Origin of the sequence: Mariniphaga sp., assembly GCF_041687215.1 — a bacterium.
Lineage (GTDB): Bacteria > Bacteroidota > Bacteroidia > Bacteroidales > Prolixibacteraceae > Mariniphaga.
Genome location: NZ_JAWLCI010000005.1, coordinates 41,555 through 60,889, shown reverse-complemented (window position 1 = coordinate 60,889; position 19,335 = coordinate 41,555). Strand labels below are relative to the sequence as shown.

The 19,335-nt window shown below is 41.2% G+C and carries 12 protein-coding genes; 5 read left to right on the top strand and 7 right to left on the bottom strand.

Translation table 11 applies throughout. From position 1 onward, the window contains the following. Positions 1-511 precede the first annotated feature (511 nt). Positions 512-1,060 carry a hypothetical protein gene (locus ACESMA_RS03655; protein ID WP_372947410.1) on the top strand — a complete coding sequence of 183 codons (549 nt, stop codon included), beginning with the start codon at positions 512-514 and terminating at the stop codon, positions 1,058-1,060. 13 nt (positions 1,061-1,073) lie between these two features. On the opposite strand, the gene ACESMA_RS03650 is transcribed toward ACESMA_RS03655, so the two are convergent. From ACESMA_RS03650 to ACESMA_RS03640, 3 genes are read right to left on the bottom strand one after another with little or no spacing between them, the layout of a single operon-like run. After that, complete coding sequence (locus ACESMA_RS03650; protein WP_372947409.1) at positions 1,074-2,726, bottom strand: ArnT family glycosyltransferase; 1,653 nt, start codon at positions 2,724-2,726, stop codon at positions 1,074-1,076. Positions 2,727-2,732: 6 nt separating this feature from the next. Then, positions 2,733-4,370 carry an ArnT family glycosyltransferase gene (locus tag ACESMA_RS03645; protein WP_372947408.1) on the bottom strand — a complete coding sequence of 546 codons (1,638 nt, stop codon included), beginning with the start codon at positions 4,368-4,370 and terminating at the stop codon, positions 2,733-2,735. Between the two features lie 2 nt (positions 4,371-4,372). Next, positions 4,373-5,992, bottom strand: a complete 1,620-nt coding sequence (locus ACESMA_RS03640) for an ArnT family glycosyltransferase (protein WP_372947407.1) — start codon at positions 5,990-5,992, stop codon at positions 4,373-4,375. Positions 5,993-6,127: 135 nt separating this feature from the next. Between ACESMA_RS03640 and argH the strand changes: the two genes are divergently transcribed. The 4 genes from argH to ACESMA_RS03620 all read left to right on the top strand — a co-directional run bounded on the left by argH (position 6,128) and on the right by ACESMA_RS03620 (position 16,339). Continuing rightward, complete coding sequence (argH, locus tag ACESMA_RS03635; protein WP_372947406.1) at positions 6,128-7,459, top strand: argininosuccinate lyase; 1,332 nt, start codon at positions 6,128-6,130, stop codon at positions 7,457-7,459. A gap of 258 nt (positions 7,460-7,717) precedes the next feature. After that, positions 7,718-12,253 (top strand): glutamate synthase large subunit, encoded by a 4,536-nt coding sequence (gene gltB, locus ACESMA_RS03630; RefSeq protein WP_411289411.1) that lies wholly within the window; start codon positions 7,718-7,720, stop codon positions 12,251-12,253. A 36-nt stretch (positions 12,254-12,289) separates the two neighbouring features. Then, on the top strand, positions 12,290-13,714 hold the full coding sequence (locus tag ACESMA_RS03625) for a glutamate synthase subunit beta (RefSeq protein ID WP_372947404.1): 1,425 nt from the start codon (positions 12,290-12,292) through the stop codon (positions 13,712-13,714). Between the two features lie 69 nt (positions 13,715-13,783). Continuing rightward, on the top strand, positions 13,784-16,339 hold the full coding sequence (locus ACESMA_RS03620; protein WP_372947403.1) for a TonB-dependent receptor: 2,556 nt from the start codon (positions 13,784-13,786) through the stop codon (positions 16,337-16,339). A 132-nt stretch (positions 16,340-16,471) separates the two neighbouring features. On the opposite strand, the gene ACESMA_RS03615 is transcribed toward ACESMA_RS03620, so the two are convergent. The 4 genes from ACESMA_RS03615 to ACESMA_RS03600 all read right to left on the bottom strand — a co-directional run bounded on the left by ACESMA_RS03615 (position 16,472) and on the right by ACESMA_RS03600 (position 19,326). Continuing rightward, a complete protein-coding gene (locus tag ACESMA_RS03615; protein ID WP_372947402.1) occupies positions 16,472-17,986 on the bottom strand; it encodes a M56 family metallopeptidase in 1,515 nt (504 codons plus the stop codon). After that, positions 17,983-18,354, bottom strand: coding sequence for a BlaI/MecI/CopY family transcriptional regulator (locus tag ACESMA_RS03610; protein WP_372947401.1), 372 nt, complete (start codon positions 18,352-18,354; stop codon positions 17,983-17,985). Before ACESMA_RS03610 ends, ACESMA_RS03615 begins: the two co-directional genes overlap by 4 nt. Positions 18,355-18,662: 308 nt before the next feature. Beyond that, entirely contained in the window at positions 18,663-19,019 is a 357-nt protein-coding gene (locus ACESMA_RS03605) for a type II toxin-antitoxin system HigA family antitoxin (protein ID WP_372947400.1), read from the bottom strand. A 10-nt stretch (positions 19,020-19,029) separates the two neighbouring features. After that, a complete protein-coding gene (locus tag ACESMA_RS03600; protein ID WP_372947399.1) occupies positions 19,030-19,326 on the bottom strand; it encodes a type II toxin-antitoxin system HigB family toxin in 297 nt (98 codons plus the stop codon). Positions 19,327-19,335: the final 9 nt, after the last annotated feature.

Here is a 19,335-nt window from a genome sequence, read left to right as displayed (position 1 = left end):
AACATATTAATAAAAAATAATAGATTTTAATTTATACCCTTACATAATCATCATTTTTAATCATTTTTTTTAAATATTTTACAAACAACCCTATTATTTTTATTTCAATGGCTCAAAAATGATATGATATTTTAAATAGACATCTTTTTTGTTTTGAATAAAACATGAAATTAACAAATTATTAAAATTGAGATAAGTAAATTACCAAAAAGCTGTAATATTCAATATAATCAAGAAAAAAGACATAAATAAAATAGATAGTATTATAAAATGATATTAATTAACTTTAAAAGAATACATCTAAAGTTGTTCCTGATATTCAATGTTTCAACAGATGCCAATACAACTCACGTACTTTACTATTTCTCAACAGAAAAAGAATTTGCAAATTTCGTTTCATGTAATCATTGGAATATTTTTTCAATCCTTCAAAAAAAATACTAAAAGGTATTGTAATTTATGAAAAGTTGAGCTAAATTGTTGAAATAAAACTGTTTTAAATAATTCGAATATGAAAACAACAATTTCAATTTTGCTTATCACATTCATTTTGGGTTTTAAGCAACTTTATCAGGAAATAACCATTGAAGAGCCGGAATTTTCTGGAATTATTATACTGGTAACGAGTGAAACTTCTTTTGAACAACTGGAAAAACAAAAAGCTTCAACTGCGACCAAAGCAGATATAGGTGCTGCTTTATTCGGAGTTTCCAAAGGAAAAGGGATGAATATGGTAAATGGATTACAGAGCCCGGTAAGGATTGCCGAAGGGGAAAAGTTAAGATTGATAGCACGTGTAAGGGAAAACGACAGAGATCCGGTAGAGGTGGTAAATATTTTCAGAATGGAACAAGACCTTAAAAAAGAAAGAAGAACAATTGTTACCGGCACCGTAAACTTCAATCAATCCACTGCTTTAGACATCGAATTTATTCCGTTTGAAGCCTCAAAATATGGACAGAGTTCATATTTAATTGAGGTGCCTGAAATACCGGCAGGTGAATATGCTATTACACTCGATGGTTCAAGAGATGTTTTTAATCTGTTTGGTGTGGATTAAAGGCGGGAGAAGATTATGGTATTTTTAAAGACGAAATTTCTCCTCGTATATTTTCTTTTGTCCGGGTATAAATCGTTACCGGCAAATCGGTATCTATTTTTTCTTCGGGAACCGATATCCGAAAAGTAACTACCTCTTCCGCATCAATTTTTTCATTGTTTAAGTATGATGCAAGTCGGAATATCTCCATTTCATCACGGTTTTGCATTAAAGCCAATGTGGGTTCTGAAATGTGATTTATTAAAATGGGATGTGGATTATTGTTGTGCAACCCGACTTCAAAATAAAAAACACCATCCTTTTTTACCGTATTTAAAACCTCAATTTCGAGGCCTTTCAGCGACTGAAATTCTTCAATTACAATAAAACCTTTCTCCTGCCCGGTTGCCATAAGCTGAAGATTTGGCGGATTCAGGTGTTTCGACTGCACCGTGAAAACCGGTTCGCCTTCAGCAAATTTTTCTTCGTTCCACAAATCGTACTGATTAAACCTGTAAGTGGGCGTTGAAAGGTGCACAGCCGAGTCGTCGGTATAAAAAATATAATTGCTAATGGCAGCGTAATTATCAAAAAAACCGACCTTTTTCCCCTGCGCCAGTTCTTTAATTTCCAGTGCATGCGCCTCGCGGTTATAAAAAGTAATTTTGGTGTAACCCACGTTGGGAATCACGTCCAGGGCAAGATAAATCCTATACAGGAACATGAGTGCAATTACCGGAACGGCCAGCCGTTTAAACCATGTTTTAATTTTGAAATCGTTTTTTACCAGCGGATAAGTTGCCAGCATGAGCATGGGCATAATGGCTGCCGCCCAGTGGGCTTCGATGCGATTTTTAAAACTAAGCAGGAAAAGTACAAGATAAAATCCAACAATATTAAAAACCAACGCACGGTCGAAATCATTTTTAATTTTGAATTTGGTGAGTTTCCAGAATACCAAAAGGCCGGTAAGAGGTCCGGCCATCACCAGTTGGTTCAGCAAATTATCGGTAATGTGTTTTAAACGAAACGGTTTGGCACGTTCCACCAAATGGTATTTAAATGTGGGGAATTCATTTTCAATTTGCCACCAAACATGCGGAATTAATAACAAAACAGAGATTACAACGGTAATCCAGAAATATTTGTTTCGAAGCAGTTTCAGGTTGGAAAGTACGGTAAATCCGATAACCAGAAAAGCGTGGTATTTACTGTAAATCATAGCGGCAACAACTACTGCCAGCAAAACAGATAGCAGAATTGAGGGTTTTTGTAAAAATTTTCGGTAAAAAATCAGGAACCAGAGTATGAAAAACAAAAGTGGTACATCTGGAATGGCCAGGAATCCTGCAATATGAGTGTGGATGAGTGGAAATGAAAACACAAAAACACCCAGAAAAAAAAGGTCTTCTTTTTCGTTTAACTCATTTAAAATGAGCGCAAAAGTTGCAGTAGATAAAAGAATTACAAAAAGCCTTACGCCCAGTTCTCCTGGCAAAAGCAAATGTCCCAGGTGAATGAACAGTGCTGCCATGGGCGGATGGTCGAAAAAACCCCATGCCAGATTTTCAGAATACATCCAGTAATACGATTCATCGGAATGTAACCCGGTAAAAATGGCTTGCAACAAATTGATGAAAAACCAGGCTCCAATGAGGTAATAATGCTTTCTGGTCAGGTTGTTCATAGCTGATTATTTAGGTTTTGCAATAAAATATTTTGTGCCGCTTTCTTTTAAATTCCGCACAGTTGGCTGCATAAAGCCCGGAAACTTTTCCACCGGAACGCGACTCCACTCTTCCGAACCTGGACGTATTTCGTAGTTTTTTAAATCAAGGAATGATTCTTCCTTCGGACTGAAAACGAGCAGGTGATTTGTGTTTTCCGGAAGTGTGTAAATCGTATCCATGGTCACCACATTCATTTCGTGATGGCTGTGAATACGGATATTTGATGCCGCCCGTATGTTCCCGTAAACATAAATTTGTACATTTCCTGACTCCTGGTTTGCCCGTATATTTTTTACCAGTTGTTCACCCGGATTGGGCATCAGCAGTGGATACAATAAAACATGCACACTGAAATACAGCAGAAGAATAAAATTGGCCAGGATGATTTCTTTGGTGAATGTTTCAAATTTCCCCAAAACCCACAACCGGCTGAGAATAATTCCGGCTACAGTTCCCAAAATCAGAATTTTATCGGGCAGAATAAAAACGATGTATAAAATATTGATGAAAAGGATTAAAAAAACAAGTCCCTGGAATATTCTCAAAGCTGTTTTGGTGCCGCGTGTCTCGGTTTGGTTCATAATAATGGCAAAAAACAGCGAAACCAGTGGAATGACCGGAAGCAAGTAACGGTCGTAAAACTTGAAAACAGCCGCCGACATCAAAAGTACCATTACCACCCAAATGGCAATCATACCTATAAGAGCTTTGGTTTGTGGGTCTGAACTCAAAATAAAAGCTTTCAATTTTTTTGGCCTTGAAAAAGCAATAATAATCCACGGAAATGTAAACGCAATCAGATTGATAATTCCCAGAAATCCGTTGGTAAACACCTGTAAAAATTTTGACGAAACCCGTTCTCCCACCTGATCGGCTAAAAATGAATTGAGATACTCCGAACCATGTTCGATGTACATGATTACAAACCAGCTTAACGCAACTAAAACGGCCAGAAAAATTGCACCGGGATGGAGAATTTCACGCAGTTTTTTCCGCCGCCATGGATTAAACAGCAGGTACAAAAAACTGATTCCGGCGAACGCGGCTGCAGGCAAACCTTTGGTTTCAAAGGCAAATGCAGCGCCCAGGTAAGCCATCCAGTAGAATTTTTTAGCAGGTTTTTCTGCCAGCATAATTTCCAAAAATCCCCAGCCACTGAGGGTGAGAAAAAGCACCAACAAAATATCGGGAATCGAGCGACTGGAACTCATTAATACCAGCGGATTGGCTGCTGTAATAAATGCAGCCAGAAAGGCTGTTCGTTTATCTTTTAAAAGCGATTTCGCCATAAAATAAACTAAAAAAACAAGCAATGCACCGGCCAGCCAAAACAGAACCCTCGAAGAAAATTTGCTCACACCCAGCACTTTATAACTACCGATTAGTGTCCAGTAAGTTACAATGGGTTTCAAAAACCGGTGCGAGCCGTCAGCTTTATAGGGTGTAAAATAATCTTCCTTGTCCATCATCTGCAAAACGGCATCGGTGTAATATTTTTCATCGGGAAAGTGAAAAACATAATCGAGTGCACTGGGCGCCGAATAGAGCAAAAACAGCAGCGGGATAATTACCCAGGTATATTTTTTCAGCCGGTTTTGCATGTTCAGTATTTTATCAGGTACATGGGTTGCAGCACTTCCTCGCGTGTTTTGGGGTTAATAAACCGGTGGCCGCGATTCAGGTACAAATGCTGGTACTCCAAAACAGTGTCAGGTTGCATATTCAAATCCGAAATCATTTCAAAACCTTCGGCATCGGTAAAAATCCAATTGCCGCTTTTGCCCGCAACTGCTTTCATTTCTTCTTCTGTAGAGAGTTGTTCAGCCATCGGCTCACTGTAAAAAAACAATTCGTATTGTTCGTAATGAAAATTGTACAGTTTTTCCCCTGCCCGGGCGTTTTCAGTATAAAATTGAGCGGCTTTAGGTGGCGCCTGGTAGCTGAAAATGTAAGGAAAAACATCGGTATTCAGCAGCCAGGCCAGGCACGTAAAAGCAATGGCTGACGGCAAAACAAGCCTTGCAACCGAGGTCTTGCTTTTGGTGAAAATATAGATTGTTGCAGCCAAACCGAGCAGTGCAAATAATGTTGCCTGCCATTCGGGAATTGGGAAAAGGTAAATGGCAATGACAAAAACAACAACCCAAAGCAGCACAACCACTGTGGTTTGAATCCACCAAAAAATTTTCAGAAGCTCCGATTTCCGTATAAGTGCAATGTCAATCCACTTGGCCGTAAGCACTGCCATAAGTGGCATGATTCCGAAAATGTAGTTGGGCAATTGGCTTTTCGAAGCATTCAGAATAATAAAAAACACCCATATTCCGGTAAATGTAAAATATTCCGAAGTTTTAAATTTGTTGGTAAGAAGTGATTTAAATTCCATAAATGCCGCTGCATAAAATAAAAGGCTCCAGGGCAGAAAAAGATAAAGCAGATTATGGACGTAAAAAACAGGGTCGCTGTTGGGTTGAACGTAGGTGCCGGTGAGCCGCCCCACATTGTTTTCCCAGAAAAAGAACACAATACCGTCCCAGCCAAACTGGTTAACCAGGCCAATCAGCGCCGGACTCACAATCACAAATGACAACAAAATGCCCAGGTACCATCGATAATCGAAAAGTAACCGAAAATCTTTACGCAGTAAAATATGGCCAACAACTGCAAAAGCCGGAATGGCAGCCCCAATGGGGCCTTTGCTCAGCATGGCCAATCCAATTCCGGTAAAACCCAAAATCCAGTGCTTGTTTCGTTTGGTTTGGATAAATTCTGCAAGTTGCCATAGTGCGAAAGTGATAAAAACCTGCAGCGGCGTATCGGTGTGGATGTCCATACTGTACAATGTGTAGATGAGCGAAAACGCCATCAGGAATGCGGTTAGCAATCCAACACGCCGGTTGTACAGACTTCGGCCCAGACCGTAAGCGGAATAAAATCCGAAAAAGACCAGCAGTAAAACCGGAAATTTGAACCAGAAATTGGAAATGCCTCCAATAGCGAATCCCAACGCCCCCAACCAGAACAACAGCGGTGGTTTCTGGTCGTATGGCTCACCGTGCACAGTAAGATTGATGTAATTCCCGTTCTGAAAAATTTCTTTTGAAACGGTGGCGTATTTCCCTGCATCGCGGGTTACGTCAATGGGAAGGCCTGCAAAATAAACCGCCAGTGCCAGTGCCATTAGCGTAAAAAATATAATTCGAATTGTTTTATTTTCGAGCATGAATTGATTGTATATGCCTGTTTTATCAGTAAATGCAGGGCAAAAGTGGTAATTTTTTCAGGAATTATGAACTTCGCCCACCAAATTGTTTCAAACCAAAATCCATATCTTTGCTCAAATTTAATATTGTACAGCATGAAGCTTTGGGAAAAAGGAACTACTGTGAACGAAGCCATTGAGAAATTTACCGTTGGAAAAGACCGCGAACTGGATGTTTACCTGGCGCCATACGATATTTTAGGTTCGATAGCGCATGTGATCATGCTCGAGTCGGTTGGACTGATTGAAAAAGATGAACTGCCGGTATTGCTCAAGGCATTGAAAAAATTGTACAGGCAGGCTTCGGAAGGAAATTTTGTCATCGAGGAAGGCGTGGAAGATGTACATTCACAAGTTGAATTTTTGTTAACCAAAGAACTGGGCGATTTGGGTAAAAAAATTCACAGTGGCCGTTCGCGCAACGACCAGGTGCTGCTCGATTTGAAACTGTTTACCCGCGAAGGAATCCGTGAAATTGTGAATGCTACTGTACAATTAATTGACACATTATTGGCCAAAAGCGAACAACACAAAGATTTGCTGATGCCGGGTTATACGCATTTGCAGGTGGCCATGCCATCTTCGTTCGGGTTATGGTTTGGCGCTTATGCCGAAAGTTTAACCGACGATTTGGAACTGCTTCTTTCTGCGTTTAAAATTGCCAACCAAAATCCGCTGGGTTCGGCTGCCGGGTACGGCTCCTCCTTTCCGCTGAACCGCCAAATGACGACAGAACTTCTGGGTTTCAGCAACATGAACTACAATGTGGTGTATGCACAAATGGGCCGCGGAAAAGTGGAAAAAATAGTGTCTTTTGCACTGTCTAATATTGCGGCCACGCTTTCAAAACTGGCTTACGATGTTTGCTTGTTCAACAGTCAGAATTTCAATTTTGTAACACTTCCTGCTGAATTTACCACCGGTTCCAGCATTATGCCGCACAAAAAAAATCCCGATGTGTTTGAGTTGATTCGCGGAAAATGCAATAAAATCCAAGGTGTTCCGCAGCAAATTGCACTCATCATCAATAATCTTCCGAGCGGTTACTTCCGTGATTTGCAAACCGTGAAGGAAATTTTTATACCCCTTTTTTCCGAACTGCACGACTGCCTTTCCATTGCCAACCTGGCTTTGGAAAAATTGCAGGTGAACGAAAACATTCTCGACGACCCAAAGTATGATTACCTTTTTAGTGTTGAAGAAGTGAATAAATTAGTTTTGCAGGGAATCCCGTTTCGTGAAGCCTACCGGCAGGTTGCCGAAAAAATCGAATCAGGCGAATTTAATCCCCAAAAAGATGTAAATCATGTTCATGAAGGTAGTATTGGGAACTTGTGCCTCGAAAAAATAGATGCAAAAAAAACCGAGATAATCGAAAATTTTCAGTTTAAGAAAATCAGAACTGCACTTAAAAAGTTGATTGATTAACGTATATCAATTTTATATCAGAAATATTCTGAATTTATGTCCTGAAAGCATCGTTAAATCCCGTTTCAGGATAGGTTAATTCTATGTTATGAAACACATTTTTTTCGAAGTGCAATTGTATTTTTTCTTCTCCTTGCTTATTTTTGATTTCATTTCGTTAGAAAAAGTTGAAATTTACTTTCAGTTTTATATTCTAATGATTGAAATTATTTCTTTTATATTTTTTGAACATTAAAAAAGTACTTGAAAATGCTACAGATGAGATTACCTGATGCGCAGGGTTTTTACAATCCTGAGAATGAACATGATAATTGCGGGATCGGATTTGTTGCCCATATTAAAGGTAAGCCATCACACGATATAGTCAGACGAGGTTTGGATGTGTTACTGAATATGGACCACCGCGGTGCTATAAGTGCCGATAATTCTACCGGCGACGGAGCCGGAATTTTAATGCAGATTCCGCATGAATTCATTACCGAAGAACTGAAATTGCCTGTTGGCGAGCCTGGAAAATATGGTACTGGTTTGATTTTTCTTCCCAAAGATGAAAAAGAGGCGGAATTGTGTATTGAAGTACTTTCAAAACACATTCAGGCTGAAGGGCTTACTTTGGTTGGTTACCGCGATGTGCCGGTTGATCATTTAGTGCCCGGTGAAATTGCCAAAACCACCGAACCTGCAGTCAAACAGGTTTTTGTGAAAGCAAACCTCGAAAAAGATGCCCTCGAGCGGAAATTGTACGTTGTGAGAAAACTTGCCGAGAAAGAGATTCGGGACTCGAAACTGAAATTTAAAGACAGTTTTTACCAACCCAGTTTTTCGGCTAAAATAATCGTTTACAAAGGGATGTTTACACCCGAACAGTTGCGCGATTATTTTCTCGATTTTAAAAGCGAAAAATTTAAAAGCGCCATTGCACTGGTGCATTCACGGTTTAGCACCAACACTTTCCCCACATGGGATTTGGCTCAGCCATTCCGTATTGTGGCACACAACGGCGAAATTAATACCATTAAAGGAAACCGTTTGTGGATGCAGGCACGCGAAGCGCTTATGAAGTCAGAAGTTTTTGGCGAAGACCTGAAAAAACTGCTTCCGGTAATTGTACCTGGTAAGTCTGATTCGGCTTCGTTTGACAATGTACTGGAATTTTTGCACATGACCGGGCGTACTTTACCGCACTCGCTTTGTATGATGATTCCGGAATCGTTTAACGAAAAAAATCCGATTCCTGAAAGTTTAAAAGCATTTTACGAGTACCATTCAACCATTATGGAACCTTGGGATGGTCCGGCTTCCATGGTATTTTCCGACGGTCGTTACATTGGTGGAACCCTCGACCGGAATGGTTTACGGCCTTCGCGCTACGTCATCACCAAAAACGATCTCATAGTAATGGGATCCGAAGTGGGCGTGCAAACGTTTAAACCCGAGGAAATTAAAGCAAAAGGTCGCTTACGCCCGGGCAAAATTCTACTGGTGGACACACAGCTCGGAATTATTATTCCCGATGAAGAAGTAAAAGACCAGTTAAGTCACCGCAATCCTTACCAAATGTGGCTGAAGGAGAACCGGATGCTTATGGAAGACATTAAGGTAAAGCACCGTGTGCCCTCCACAATAGATAATTTTGAAACTTACGCCAAAGAATTCGGGTATTCTAAAGAAGACATGTATGATTTGATTCAGCCTATGTGTGTTACAGCAGCTGAACCAACCAGTTCAATGGGAAATGATGTGCCGCTTGCTGTATTTTCCGATAAACCGCGCCGGTTTTTCGAGTATTTTAAGCAGATGTTTGCGCAGGTTACCAATCCGGCCATCGACCCCATTCGGGAAGGCCTGGTAATGGCCCTGACCAATTATATCGGCTCACTTCATTCCAATATTTTGGCAGAAAATCCTGAGCATTGTAAGTTGATTAAGTTTTTTGGCCCCATTCTCACAAATACCGATTTGGGTAAAATAAAAGACCTTAAGGATGAAATGTTCAGCCATAAGGTTATTCCTATGGTTTTCCCGGTGGACAAAGGTGTTAATGGTTTTGAAGCAGCGCTGGAAAAAATGCTTTCCGAGGCAGAAAATGCAGTGGATACTAAAAGGAACTATATCATATTAAGTGACCGGAATATCAGTGAAGGTTACGCACCCTTCCCATCGTTACTTGCAGTTGCGGCTGTGCACCACCACCTGATTAAAAAGCAAAAAAGAATGCAGGTGGGAATAATTGTTGAAACCGGCGAACCACGCGAAGTGCATCATTTTGCGTTGTTGCTGGGTTACGGAGCCAGTGTAATTAATCCTTATCTGGCATTTGCCGCTATAGATCAATTGGTGAAAGACGGAAAAATTGATTTGGAATACAAAGAAGCACGTAAAAATTACATCAAAGCCATAGATAAAGGTTTACTGAAGGTTTTCTCGAAAATGGGAATTTCCACGTTGCGCAGTTATCATGGCGCTCAAATATTTGAATCAATTGGTGTTAGCAAAGAGCTTATTGATAAATATTTTACCGGAACAGCATCCAAAATTGGAGGAGTTGGTCTCGAAGAAATATACCAGGAAACAATGCTTTTTCATAATAAGGCCTATGAAAAAGAGGTTACACCCGAACCATTCCGTTTTGAAAATGAAGGCGTTTATGCCTGGCGAAGAAACGGATTGCACCACGCGTGGAATCCCGAGTCTATTGGGTTATTGCAATGGGCAACCCGCACCAACGACTACACAAAATTTAAAGAATTCAGTTCTTTAGTTGACAAACAGAACAAACGTCCGGCTTTTATTCGCGGGTGTTTTAACCTGAAAAGAAATCCAATTCCAATAGATAAGGTAGAACCGGAAGAAGAAATTATGAAACGGTTTGTTACCGGCGCCATGTCTTACGGTTCAATCAGCATTGAAACCCACGAGGCGCTCGCTATTACCATGAATACAATAGGCGGCAGGAGTAATACAGGCGAAGGTGGCGAAGATCCCGCTCGTTTCGGCACACTGCGTAACAGCAAAATCAAGCAGGTGGCTTCGGGCCGGTTTGGTGTTACCAACAATTATCTGGTAAATGCCGAAGAGTTGCAGATAAAAATTGCCCAGGGAGCAAAGCCGGGCGAAGGTGGCCAGTTACCAGGGTACAAAGTGAATAAAATCATCGCCAAAACAAGAAATTCCACACCTGGAATTACATTGATTTCGCCTCCGCCGCATCACGACATTTATTCTATTGAAGATTTGGCTCAGCTCATTTACGATTTGAAAATTGTTAATCCAACCGCCAAAGTATCGGTGAAACTGGTTTCGGAAGATGGAGTGGGCACCATTGCTGCCGGAGTTGCCAAAGCATTTTCTGACGTTATTGTAATTGCCGGAACCGAAGGTGGAACCGGCGCAAGCCCGGCAAGTTCCATAAAACATGCCGGTTTGCCGGTAGAACTTGGAATTGCCGAAACTCAGCAAACACTTGTTTTGAATAACCTTCGCGGAAGGGTAAAACTTCAGGTTGACGGACAAATAAAAACCGGCCGTGACGTGGTAACACTGGCTTGTCTGGGCGGTGAAGAATTCGGTTTTTCCACTGCGGCACTTATTGTGTTGGGTTGTGTAATGATGCGCAAATGCCACATGAACACCTGCCCTGCCGGAATTGCCACCCAGGATGAAACACTGCGAAAAAGGTTTATCGGTAAAGCGGAATACACCATTAACTATTTCAGGTTTGTCGCCCGCGAAATTCGCGAATACCTGGCAGAAATGGGATTCACCAAATTTGATGATATTGTTGGCCGTACTGATTTACTTGAAGTGGATCAGGAAGTGGTTAATCTTAAAGAAAATGGAAAGGGCTGGAAAATGAAAAGCGTGGACTTTTCCAGGTTGCTTTACATGCCTCAACAAGCTCAAAATTTACCCCTCCACAATACTCACCCCAACACAAGACCGAATAAAGGTCATATCGATTTCGACCTGATTAAGGAAGCAAGGAAAGCGATTCGTGGTGCCGAAAAGGTATGGATTTCACATCCGATTGTAAACGTTGACCGTACAACCGGAGCCATGCTTTCAGGAGAAATATCAAAACTTTATGGCGAAGAAGGATTGCCCGACGATACAATCAACTGCACCTTTCACGGAACTGCCGGACAAAGTTTTGGAGCGTTCCTGGTAAAAGGGATTACTTTCAGGCTCGAAGGCGATTCCAATGACTACATTGGCAAAGGACTTTCAGGCGGAAAAGTTGTTGTTGTACCGCCGGTTGGAACTACATTCAAACCAGAGGAAAACATCATCATCGGAAATACTTCATTTTATGGCGCCACCCGGGGTGAAGCTTACATTCGTGGAGTTGCCGGAGAACGTTTTTGTGTAAGAAATTCAGGTGCAAATGCCGTTGTGGAGGGTGCCGGCGATCATTGTTGCGAATACATGACAGGCGGCCGCGTGGTTGTGCTTGGAAAGACCGGGAAAAACTTTGCGGCAGGTATGAGCGGAGGAATTGCTTATGTTTTGGATGAAACCGGCAATTTCGATTATTTCTGCAATAAGGGATTGGTAGAATTACTTCCGGTTGAGGATAAATCGGATGTCAACGAGTTGCAAACTCTCATTAACAACCATTTGCTTTATACGCAAAGTACACTGGCTGCAAAAATTCTTACCAACTGGGAAGAGTATCTGCCAAAGTTCGTGAAAGTGATTCCGTTCGAATATAAAAAAGTACTGGAAGAACAAAAACTTCAGGAATTACAAAAGAAATTGCAGCTTACGGAAGATGATCCGTCAAGACATGAGTAAATTTCAGTAATTAATTAGAAAAGAGGAAAAAAAGATATGGGAGATCCAAGAGGTTTTATGAATGTTCCGCGCGTTGAAGCCGGTTACCGGCCTGCCAAAGAGCGGGTATTCGATTACGGCGAAGTGGAACAGACACTGAACAAAAAAGACAGGAAACTACAGGCTTCCAGATGCATGGATTGTGGCGTTCCGTTTTGCAACTGGGGATGCCCGGTAGGCAGTAAAATCCCCGAGTGGCAGGATGCGCTTTTCCGCGATAATCTGGAAGAAGCATATTATATTTTACACTCAACCAACAGTTTTCCTGAAATTACAGGAAGGGTTTGCCCGGCGCCTTGCGAAAAATCGTGCGTACTGGCCATCCACGAAGAATCGGTAACCATTCGGGAAAACGAATGTTCCACGGTGGAGCAGGCTTTTGAAGCGGGAATTATAAAAGCGAATCCGCCAACATTCCGCACAGGAAAAAAAGTGGCTGTGATTGGTTCCGGTCCGGCAGGATTGTCGGCTGCCGACTTGCTAAACCGCGCCGGACACCATGTTACGGTTTTCGAAAAAAACGATGCCATTGGCGGGTTGCTGCGTTACGGAATTCCCGATTTTAAATTGAACAAACGCGTTATCGACCGCAGGCTGGAATTGTTTGTTGATGAAGGAATTGAGTTTAAAACGAACATTAATGTGGGCATTGATATTACGAAGGAAGAATTGCTTGAAAAATACGATGCCGTGTTGTTAGCTGTTGGAGCTGAACAACCACGCGATTTGCCTGTTGAAGGCCGCGATTTGGACGGAGTGCATTTTGCCATGGATTTCCTGACCCAGCAAAACAAAACGGTGGCAGGAAAAACCATTCCGGCTAAAAAACGCATTTCGGCAAAAGACAAACATGTACTGGTAATTGGTGGCGGAGATACCGGATCAGACTGCGTGGGAACTTCAAACCGGCAGCAGGCAAAATCGGTAACACAAATTGAAATTCTGCCCAAACCCCCTGAAAAACGCGAAAACAATAATCCGTGGCCATACTGGCCAAATACAATGCGCTCTTCCAGTTCGCATGAGGAAGGCTGCGAACGGCACTGGAGTCTGTCAACAAAGCGCTTTATAGGCGAAAACGGCAAACTGAAACAAACCGAAGTGGTGCAGGTGGAATGGTCGAAAGACGAAAACGGACGCTGGATTATGAATGAAGTGGAAGGAACCACTCAACTGCTCGACACCGATTTGGTGCTGCTTTCCATGGGATTCACCCAACCTGTGCACAATGGCTTACTCGAAACATTGGAAGTGGAATACGACCCGCGAGGAAATGTGAAGGTGAACGAAATGAAGCAAACCACCGTGGAAAAAATATTCGCTGCTGGTGATGCCGAAAAAGGGGCAAGCCTTGTTGTTCATGCCATTGAAGCAGGAAAAGTAGCCGCCCGCGGTGTAGATGCTTTTTTGAGAGGTGAATAATTTCGAATAATTGTCAACACGAAAATTTTATTTTGTACGTTTCGTTTTAATAGTCTGAATAAGCTAAAAATGAAACGTACAATTATATTTATCCTGCTATTTTCAATCGCATTAACCGCAGTTTCCCAATCCAAAAAACGGGGACGGGTAAAACGAAAGTACCGCAACGTGGAGCAGGTGAGCCAAAACCTGCCACAAGTAATTATGCGTGGATTGGTGCGCGATGCCGCCCGTATTCCCATTGCCGGTGCCGGCATCGAAATTGAAGGTTTGACGAAACTGGTGCACTCCAACGAATTTGGCCAGTTTATGCTGTCTGGTTTGCCTACCGGTAGGTTGCGCATCAGAGTTTCATGCCTGGGTTACCAAACACGAACCATCGACTATGTGCTACAGCCTGGCTTCAATGACCACTATTTTACCCTCGAACGCGGATCGATTCCACTGGAAACCGAAATCGCAACCACCCAAAATCGCGAAAAGCAGATTTCAGATATTCCTGCTGCCGTTTCGGTTTCAACCCAATTAAATGCCAGGATTTTAGGCATTACTGATTTTTCGGAACTGGCTGTTTTAGAACCCGGTTTACATTTTGAAAAACTGGGTGCCGGCAACTCCGGTTTTTCCATTCAAGGTGCCAACGCGAGTTCCGGCTTTCCGGGTTTGTCGCCTTCTGTGGCCGTTTTTGCCGACCAGGTTCCGGTGAGCCAACCCGGTGGATTTTCTGCTGAGTGGTTTGATATGGAACGGGTAGAAATTTTGAAAGGCCCGCAGAATGTGCTTTTCGCAAGAAATGCATTGAATGGCGCGGTACATTTTATCAGCAAAAAACCGGAAGATGAGTTTGGCGGATATATTTCGGCCGGAGCCGGAAACTTTTCAAACAAGGAAATTCAGGCCGCTGTGAATTATCCAATTGTTGAAGATAAATTGTTTGTCAGGGCAGCCGGCATTTTTCACGATCAAAACGGTTATGTGGAAAATACATTTGGCGGAACGCTTAACGGCAAAAATGTATTGGGAGGAAGGTTTTCGGTTCGGTTTCTACCGGCGTGGAACCACAAAATTGATTTGCAACTGAACTACCAAAAAAGCGATGATCCGGGCACGGCATTTATAAATTTGTGGGTTCCTGATGAAAATGGAGAAACCGGATTGTTTGATTACCGCGCATCGCTGAACAGGGGCGAAGATTTGGGTTCGGAAGCGGAACGGATGGATGCGACATTAACCTATCGTTTTTTCAGGGATGAACACAACTACTGGACTTCCGTAACTTCCTTTCGTAAAAATAACACCGCTGCCAAATGGGATGCCGACGGAACTTCTTTTCCGGCACTCGAAATGAATAATGAAACAAATGCAAATCTTTTTTACCAGGAAATCCGGTACAATTTTATGCGTGGGAGTTTTACCAACGGTTCATTTGGCTTGAATTATTTTCAGGAAAAAGGAAACTTGTCTCAATCGTTAATTTCAGCCGATGAAATGATTAACCAGATATTGTCTTCTCAAGGAAATTTTACAATGCCCGGACAAAGCCGGTTTCCGGTGCAGCCGAAACCCCTCAATCCAAATCCGATGGCAAATTTCCCGCTTTCAGGAAACCACAATGAAGCATTTTCTGATAAAAGGAAAACGCATTCGGCGCAGGCATTTCTGCATTATACCTACCAATGGAGAAGAAGATTGTTTTTTACAATTGGCGCAAGTGCCATTTACGACCGTCTTCAGCTCAACCACGAATCGGAATTTTCAGGAGGCGAAACCTCATCACTCGGACAATTTTCCGGAGCTGCACCCAATTTAATTTACAGTCCGGCTGAACAGCAGGAACTGAAAAAAAACAGCCTCTCGTTTACCGGGCAAGCCGGTTTAACTTACCGATGGAACGAAAATTTCAACTTTTACCTGAATGCAGCCCGTGGACGGAGACCACAGGTGCTTCAGTTTACATGGGATGGAAAACCACTGATTACCGGTTCCGAAACTGTTTACAGCGGAGAGGGCGGCTGGAAAACTATTATCAAAAAGCGAATTTTCTGGGATGTGAACGGTTTTTACCGCCGGCATTTTAATGTGCAAACATTGCAGTGGAATGGTGAACCCGGAACCGCGTTGCTGGCGGCCAACGGAAAAGCCACTTCTTACGGCGCCGAAACCGGGCTGAAAGTGGCCGTCATTCCTGGGTTGAATGTTTTCGGAAATTATGCCTGGATGCAGTCGGCGTTCGATTCAACCGGCTTAGATGGCAAAGATTTTTTGTATGCAGCAAATAGCTTTGCACGTGCACCCGAACACAGTTTTTCAGCCGGTTTTTCGGCCAAAGCGCGAATTGTACAAAAAATGTGGATTTTTGCTGCTCCCTGGTATGCCTGGCAATCGCATTTCTGGTTCACCGAAGCAAACACGCCCGGAATTGAGCAGCCGGCTTACGGAGTACTAAATGTCAACTTCGGGATCGAAATGGCCGATCCTGATTTGGTGCTGAGTATTTACGGAACCAATCTGCTGGAAGAAAAATACATTGCAAGTGCCGGTCACTGGGGCGGACAGTTCGGAATGCCCACTTTTGTTCCGGGTGCGCCAAGAATGTTTGGAGCAAAACTGACGTGGCGATTCTAAACGGGTGATGTGGTTTCCGAACCGCAGCTTTTACGGCGATTGCAAATCGCCGATCCCATAATAAAGCCCGGCAAAACCGGGCTTTATTAGTTAACATAGAACTATTATTACAAATCAATAATTATTATTTCATTATTTGATAACTGTAGAATAATTTTTTCTTCCATCCATAATAGTGTGATAGACACTCACCGTAGAATTTCCTTTTTTAGCTGGTATCCAATCCGGAATTTTATTCAGTACCTTGTTATATGCTTCATTTATCTCCGGATTATTGCCATTAATTACATGGCCCTCGCTAACTTTCCCGTTTTTATCAATTATAAAACCAAAAAAGACATTATATTCCTGATCTTTAGGAATGCCTTCCAAATAAGGTTTCAATTGCTCACGCATCCATTCTTCGAACTTTCCTTGTGAGAATTCCGCAAGTTTGGTAACATCACCTGCAGGGTAAATAATTTCATCAGAGTTAACTGTTCTTTGGTTAACATGATAAACATTTGCCTTTTGAAGTGCTTCTCTTATTTCATCAACTCTTTTGAATGAAATCGATTCGTCTTTAATAAGAAGAATATCTTCTCTGCCGGTTTTCTGCCATGATTTTGCACGTCTGACGACCTCTTCCAATGAAATCATTTTATTATCAATATAATTACCATCCCTTTTTATTTCGATAATAAAACCAGCCTTCTCATTTTGTTCCTGAACAATTTGTTTGGGAGCGACATTCTGTTCAATTAAATTCACTTTTGGGGAAGTAATTTCTGCAGTCTTGCTAAACGACATTAGCAAAGCGGTTGTAAAAGGAACGAATAACATAAGTTTTAATCCGTTCCATCGGTTTTTTTTCTTTTTCATCATTTTAATTCGTTTTAAAATTGGTTTTTGAGAAAAATTGTTAGCCAGGGCAAAACGTCTTTCACCCACAGCCTTTTGTAAAACCAGCAACTGGTATATCTGTGCATCGATGCCTTTGTTCAGAACGGCCTGGTCGGCCAGGTACTCGTGGTTCAGTTTTAAATCGCGCCGCAGCAACCACATCAGTGGGTTGAAAAAATGCAGCAGCGTAAAAACCTCACAAACCGCCATATCAATCGCATGCAATTGTTTGATGTGGGCCTGTTCGTGAGCCACTATTATCTTTTTGTTTTCGTTTAAATCTTTTTCGGAAAGCACCACGTGATTCAGAAAAGTGAAAGGCTGAATCATCTCTTTTACGACCGCCAAAACGATATGCTTTAGTTTTTGTTTTTCCGCTTTTTGAATGAGTTGCAAAACCCTGCCAACAGACACAAGAAGACGGATTACCAAAATCAAAACTGCTCCGCCGTAAATCAACATCCAGTAATTAATTTCATTTTTTACCGGTTGTGAAACCGAGGGTTCTGTAACCGGAATTTCTTCAGCATCAAATAATGGGACCGAAACAAACTCCCGAAATCGTTCCACTTGTATTACGGGGACTTCCGGTTGAAAAAACTGAAAATTCAGCAATGGAATAACTGCCGAAACAAAAAGAATTCCCAGCAGCAAAAACCGGTTTAGAAGCAGTGTTTTATCGTTTTGCATAAAAACCTTAAACAACAAATACAGCAGCGACAAACTGATGGTGGATTTTAAAAGGTATTCGAAAAACGGGTTCATTTTGAATTGGTTTTGGTGTTTTCAATTTCAGCAATCAGTTTTTTCAATTCTTCCAGCGAAATGTTTTCCTCTTTCACCAGCAGAGAGACCACATTTTTGTATGAATTATCGAAGTACTTTTTTACCACATTCCCGAGTGTTTTCTTTTTGTACTCTTCTTTTGAAAGTGCAGCAAAATAACGGTGCGTGTTTCCAAACTGTTCATGGTCGATAAACCCTTTTTCTTCCAGGCCGCGAACAATCGTGGAAAGGGTGTTGTAATGCAATTTCTGGTCAGAAAACTCTTTTTTCAGTTCTTTCACGAACATTGGGCCCTTCTCCCAGAATACGTTCATGATTTCCTCTTCTTTTTGTGTCAGCTTTTTCATTTTAAAAAAGGTATTTAAAAATTGCTGAAACAAATGTAACTATATTTTTTAGTTGTACAACTATTTTTTATAGTTATTTTACTAAAAATTTCAGTTATGCCAAAGAAATAATTGAATTCTCTAATTTATTTAGCTGATTTAAAATATTTTATATTATTTTCAGAATGAAGTGAATTTTTTAAATTTAAACGGTATTTTATTTATCCTTGCCGTTATTATAATCAAAAATGAAATTTTAGCTGGATAAAAATCGGGTAAAATTTAGATATAGTAAAAGGATAGAAGGCTGATGATTCAAATGAAAATTGTTAACCATTTAGGATTATATCGCTGTCAATATTCAATTTTCGGTGAATTGTTTTGGCTATGTTTAAAGTGATATCCCTTTTCCCGTTTAAATACTCGCTGATGCGGGAAGGTGTGGTGCCAAGCAGTAAAGCCAAATCTTTATTTTTTAATTTCATTTCCGACATCCGCAGGCGAATAACATCTGTTAGTGAGGGCAATCCAACCGGAAAATGGATTTCTTCATAAGCTTCAACAATATCAGACGCAGCCAGAAATTTTTTCATTATTTCGCTGTCTTGTGGCGTTGAATCATCTACTTCATTGATTAGAGATTCAACAACTACATTTGCTTTTATATATTCTTCATGTGTTATCATACAATACTTTTTATATATTTTCAATATTTTTTATGTTGTCATAATCTCCATGAGCGCCAATCCATCTGATGTAAACCCTTTTAATGGTGAACATTATTTTAACAACTAACCGACAATTATTCCCTTTTATATTGAACACATACCTTGAATTCCCAACTGTGTCAACAGAATTGAAAGTTTTCTTTACATCATTGAAATTAGACCATTCAGCTTTTTTCGTTCTTTTAAACCAGTCCTGGAGTGCAATTTTTGCACTTGGTTCTTTTTCAAAGAATTCCCTTAGTTTTCTGAATGAAATAATATGCATTTCAGTAAA

What these genes read in the sequence shown, in the direction of transcription:
- ACESMA_RS03655 (WP_372947410.1), top strand. Translation starts at nt 512, where the DNA reads ATGAAAACAACAATTTCAATTTTGCTTATCACATTCATTTTGGGTTTT.
- ACESMA_RS03650 (WP_372947409.1), bottom strand. Translation starts at nt 2,726, where the DNA reads ATGAACAACCTGACCAGAAAGCATTATTACCTCATTGGAGCCTGGTTT.
- ACESMA_RS03645 (WP_372947408.1), bottom strand. Translation starts at nt 4,370, where the DNA reads ATGCAAAACCGGCTGAAAAAATATACCTGGGTAATTATCCCGCTGCTG.
- ACESMA_RS03640 (WP_372947407.1), bottom strand. Translation starts at nt 5,992, where the DNA reads ATGCTCGAAAATAAAACAATTCGAATTATATTTTTTACGCTAATGGCA.
- argH (WP_372947406.1), top strand. Translation starts at nt 6,128, where the DNA reads ATGAAGCTTTGGGAAAAAGGAACTACTGTGAACGAAGCCATTGAGAAA.
- gltB (WP_411289411.1), top strand. Translation starts at nt 7,718, where the DNA reads ATGAGATTACCTGATGCGCAGGGTTTTTACAATCCTGAGAATGAACAT.
- ACESMA_RS03625 (WP_372947404.1), top strand. Translation starts at nt 12,290, where the DNA reads ATGGGAGATCCAAGAGGTTTTATGAATGTTCCGCGCGTTGAAGCCGGT.
- ACESMA_RS03620 (WP_372947403.1), top strand. Translation starts at nt 13,784, where the DNA reads ATGAAACGTACAATTATATTTATCCTGCTATTTTCAATCGCATTAACC.
- ACESMA_RS03615 (WP_372947402.1), bottom strand. Translation starts at nt 17,986, where the DNA reads ATGAACCCGTTTTTCGAATACCTTTTAAAATCCACCATCAGTTTGTCG.
- ACESMA_RS03610 (WP_372947401.1), bottom strand. Translation starts at nt 18,354, where the DNA reads ATGAAAAAGCTGACACAAAAAGAAGAGGAAATCATGAACGTATTCTGG.
- ACESMA_RS03605 (WP_372947400.1), bottom strand. Translation starts at nt 19,019, where the DNA reads ATGATAACACATGAAGAATATATAAAAGCAAATGTAGTTGTTGAATCT.
- ACESMA_RS03600 (WP_372947399.1), bottom strand. Translation starts at nt 19,326, where the DNA reads ATGCATATTATTTCATTCAGAAAACTAAGGGAATTCTTTGAAAAAGAA.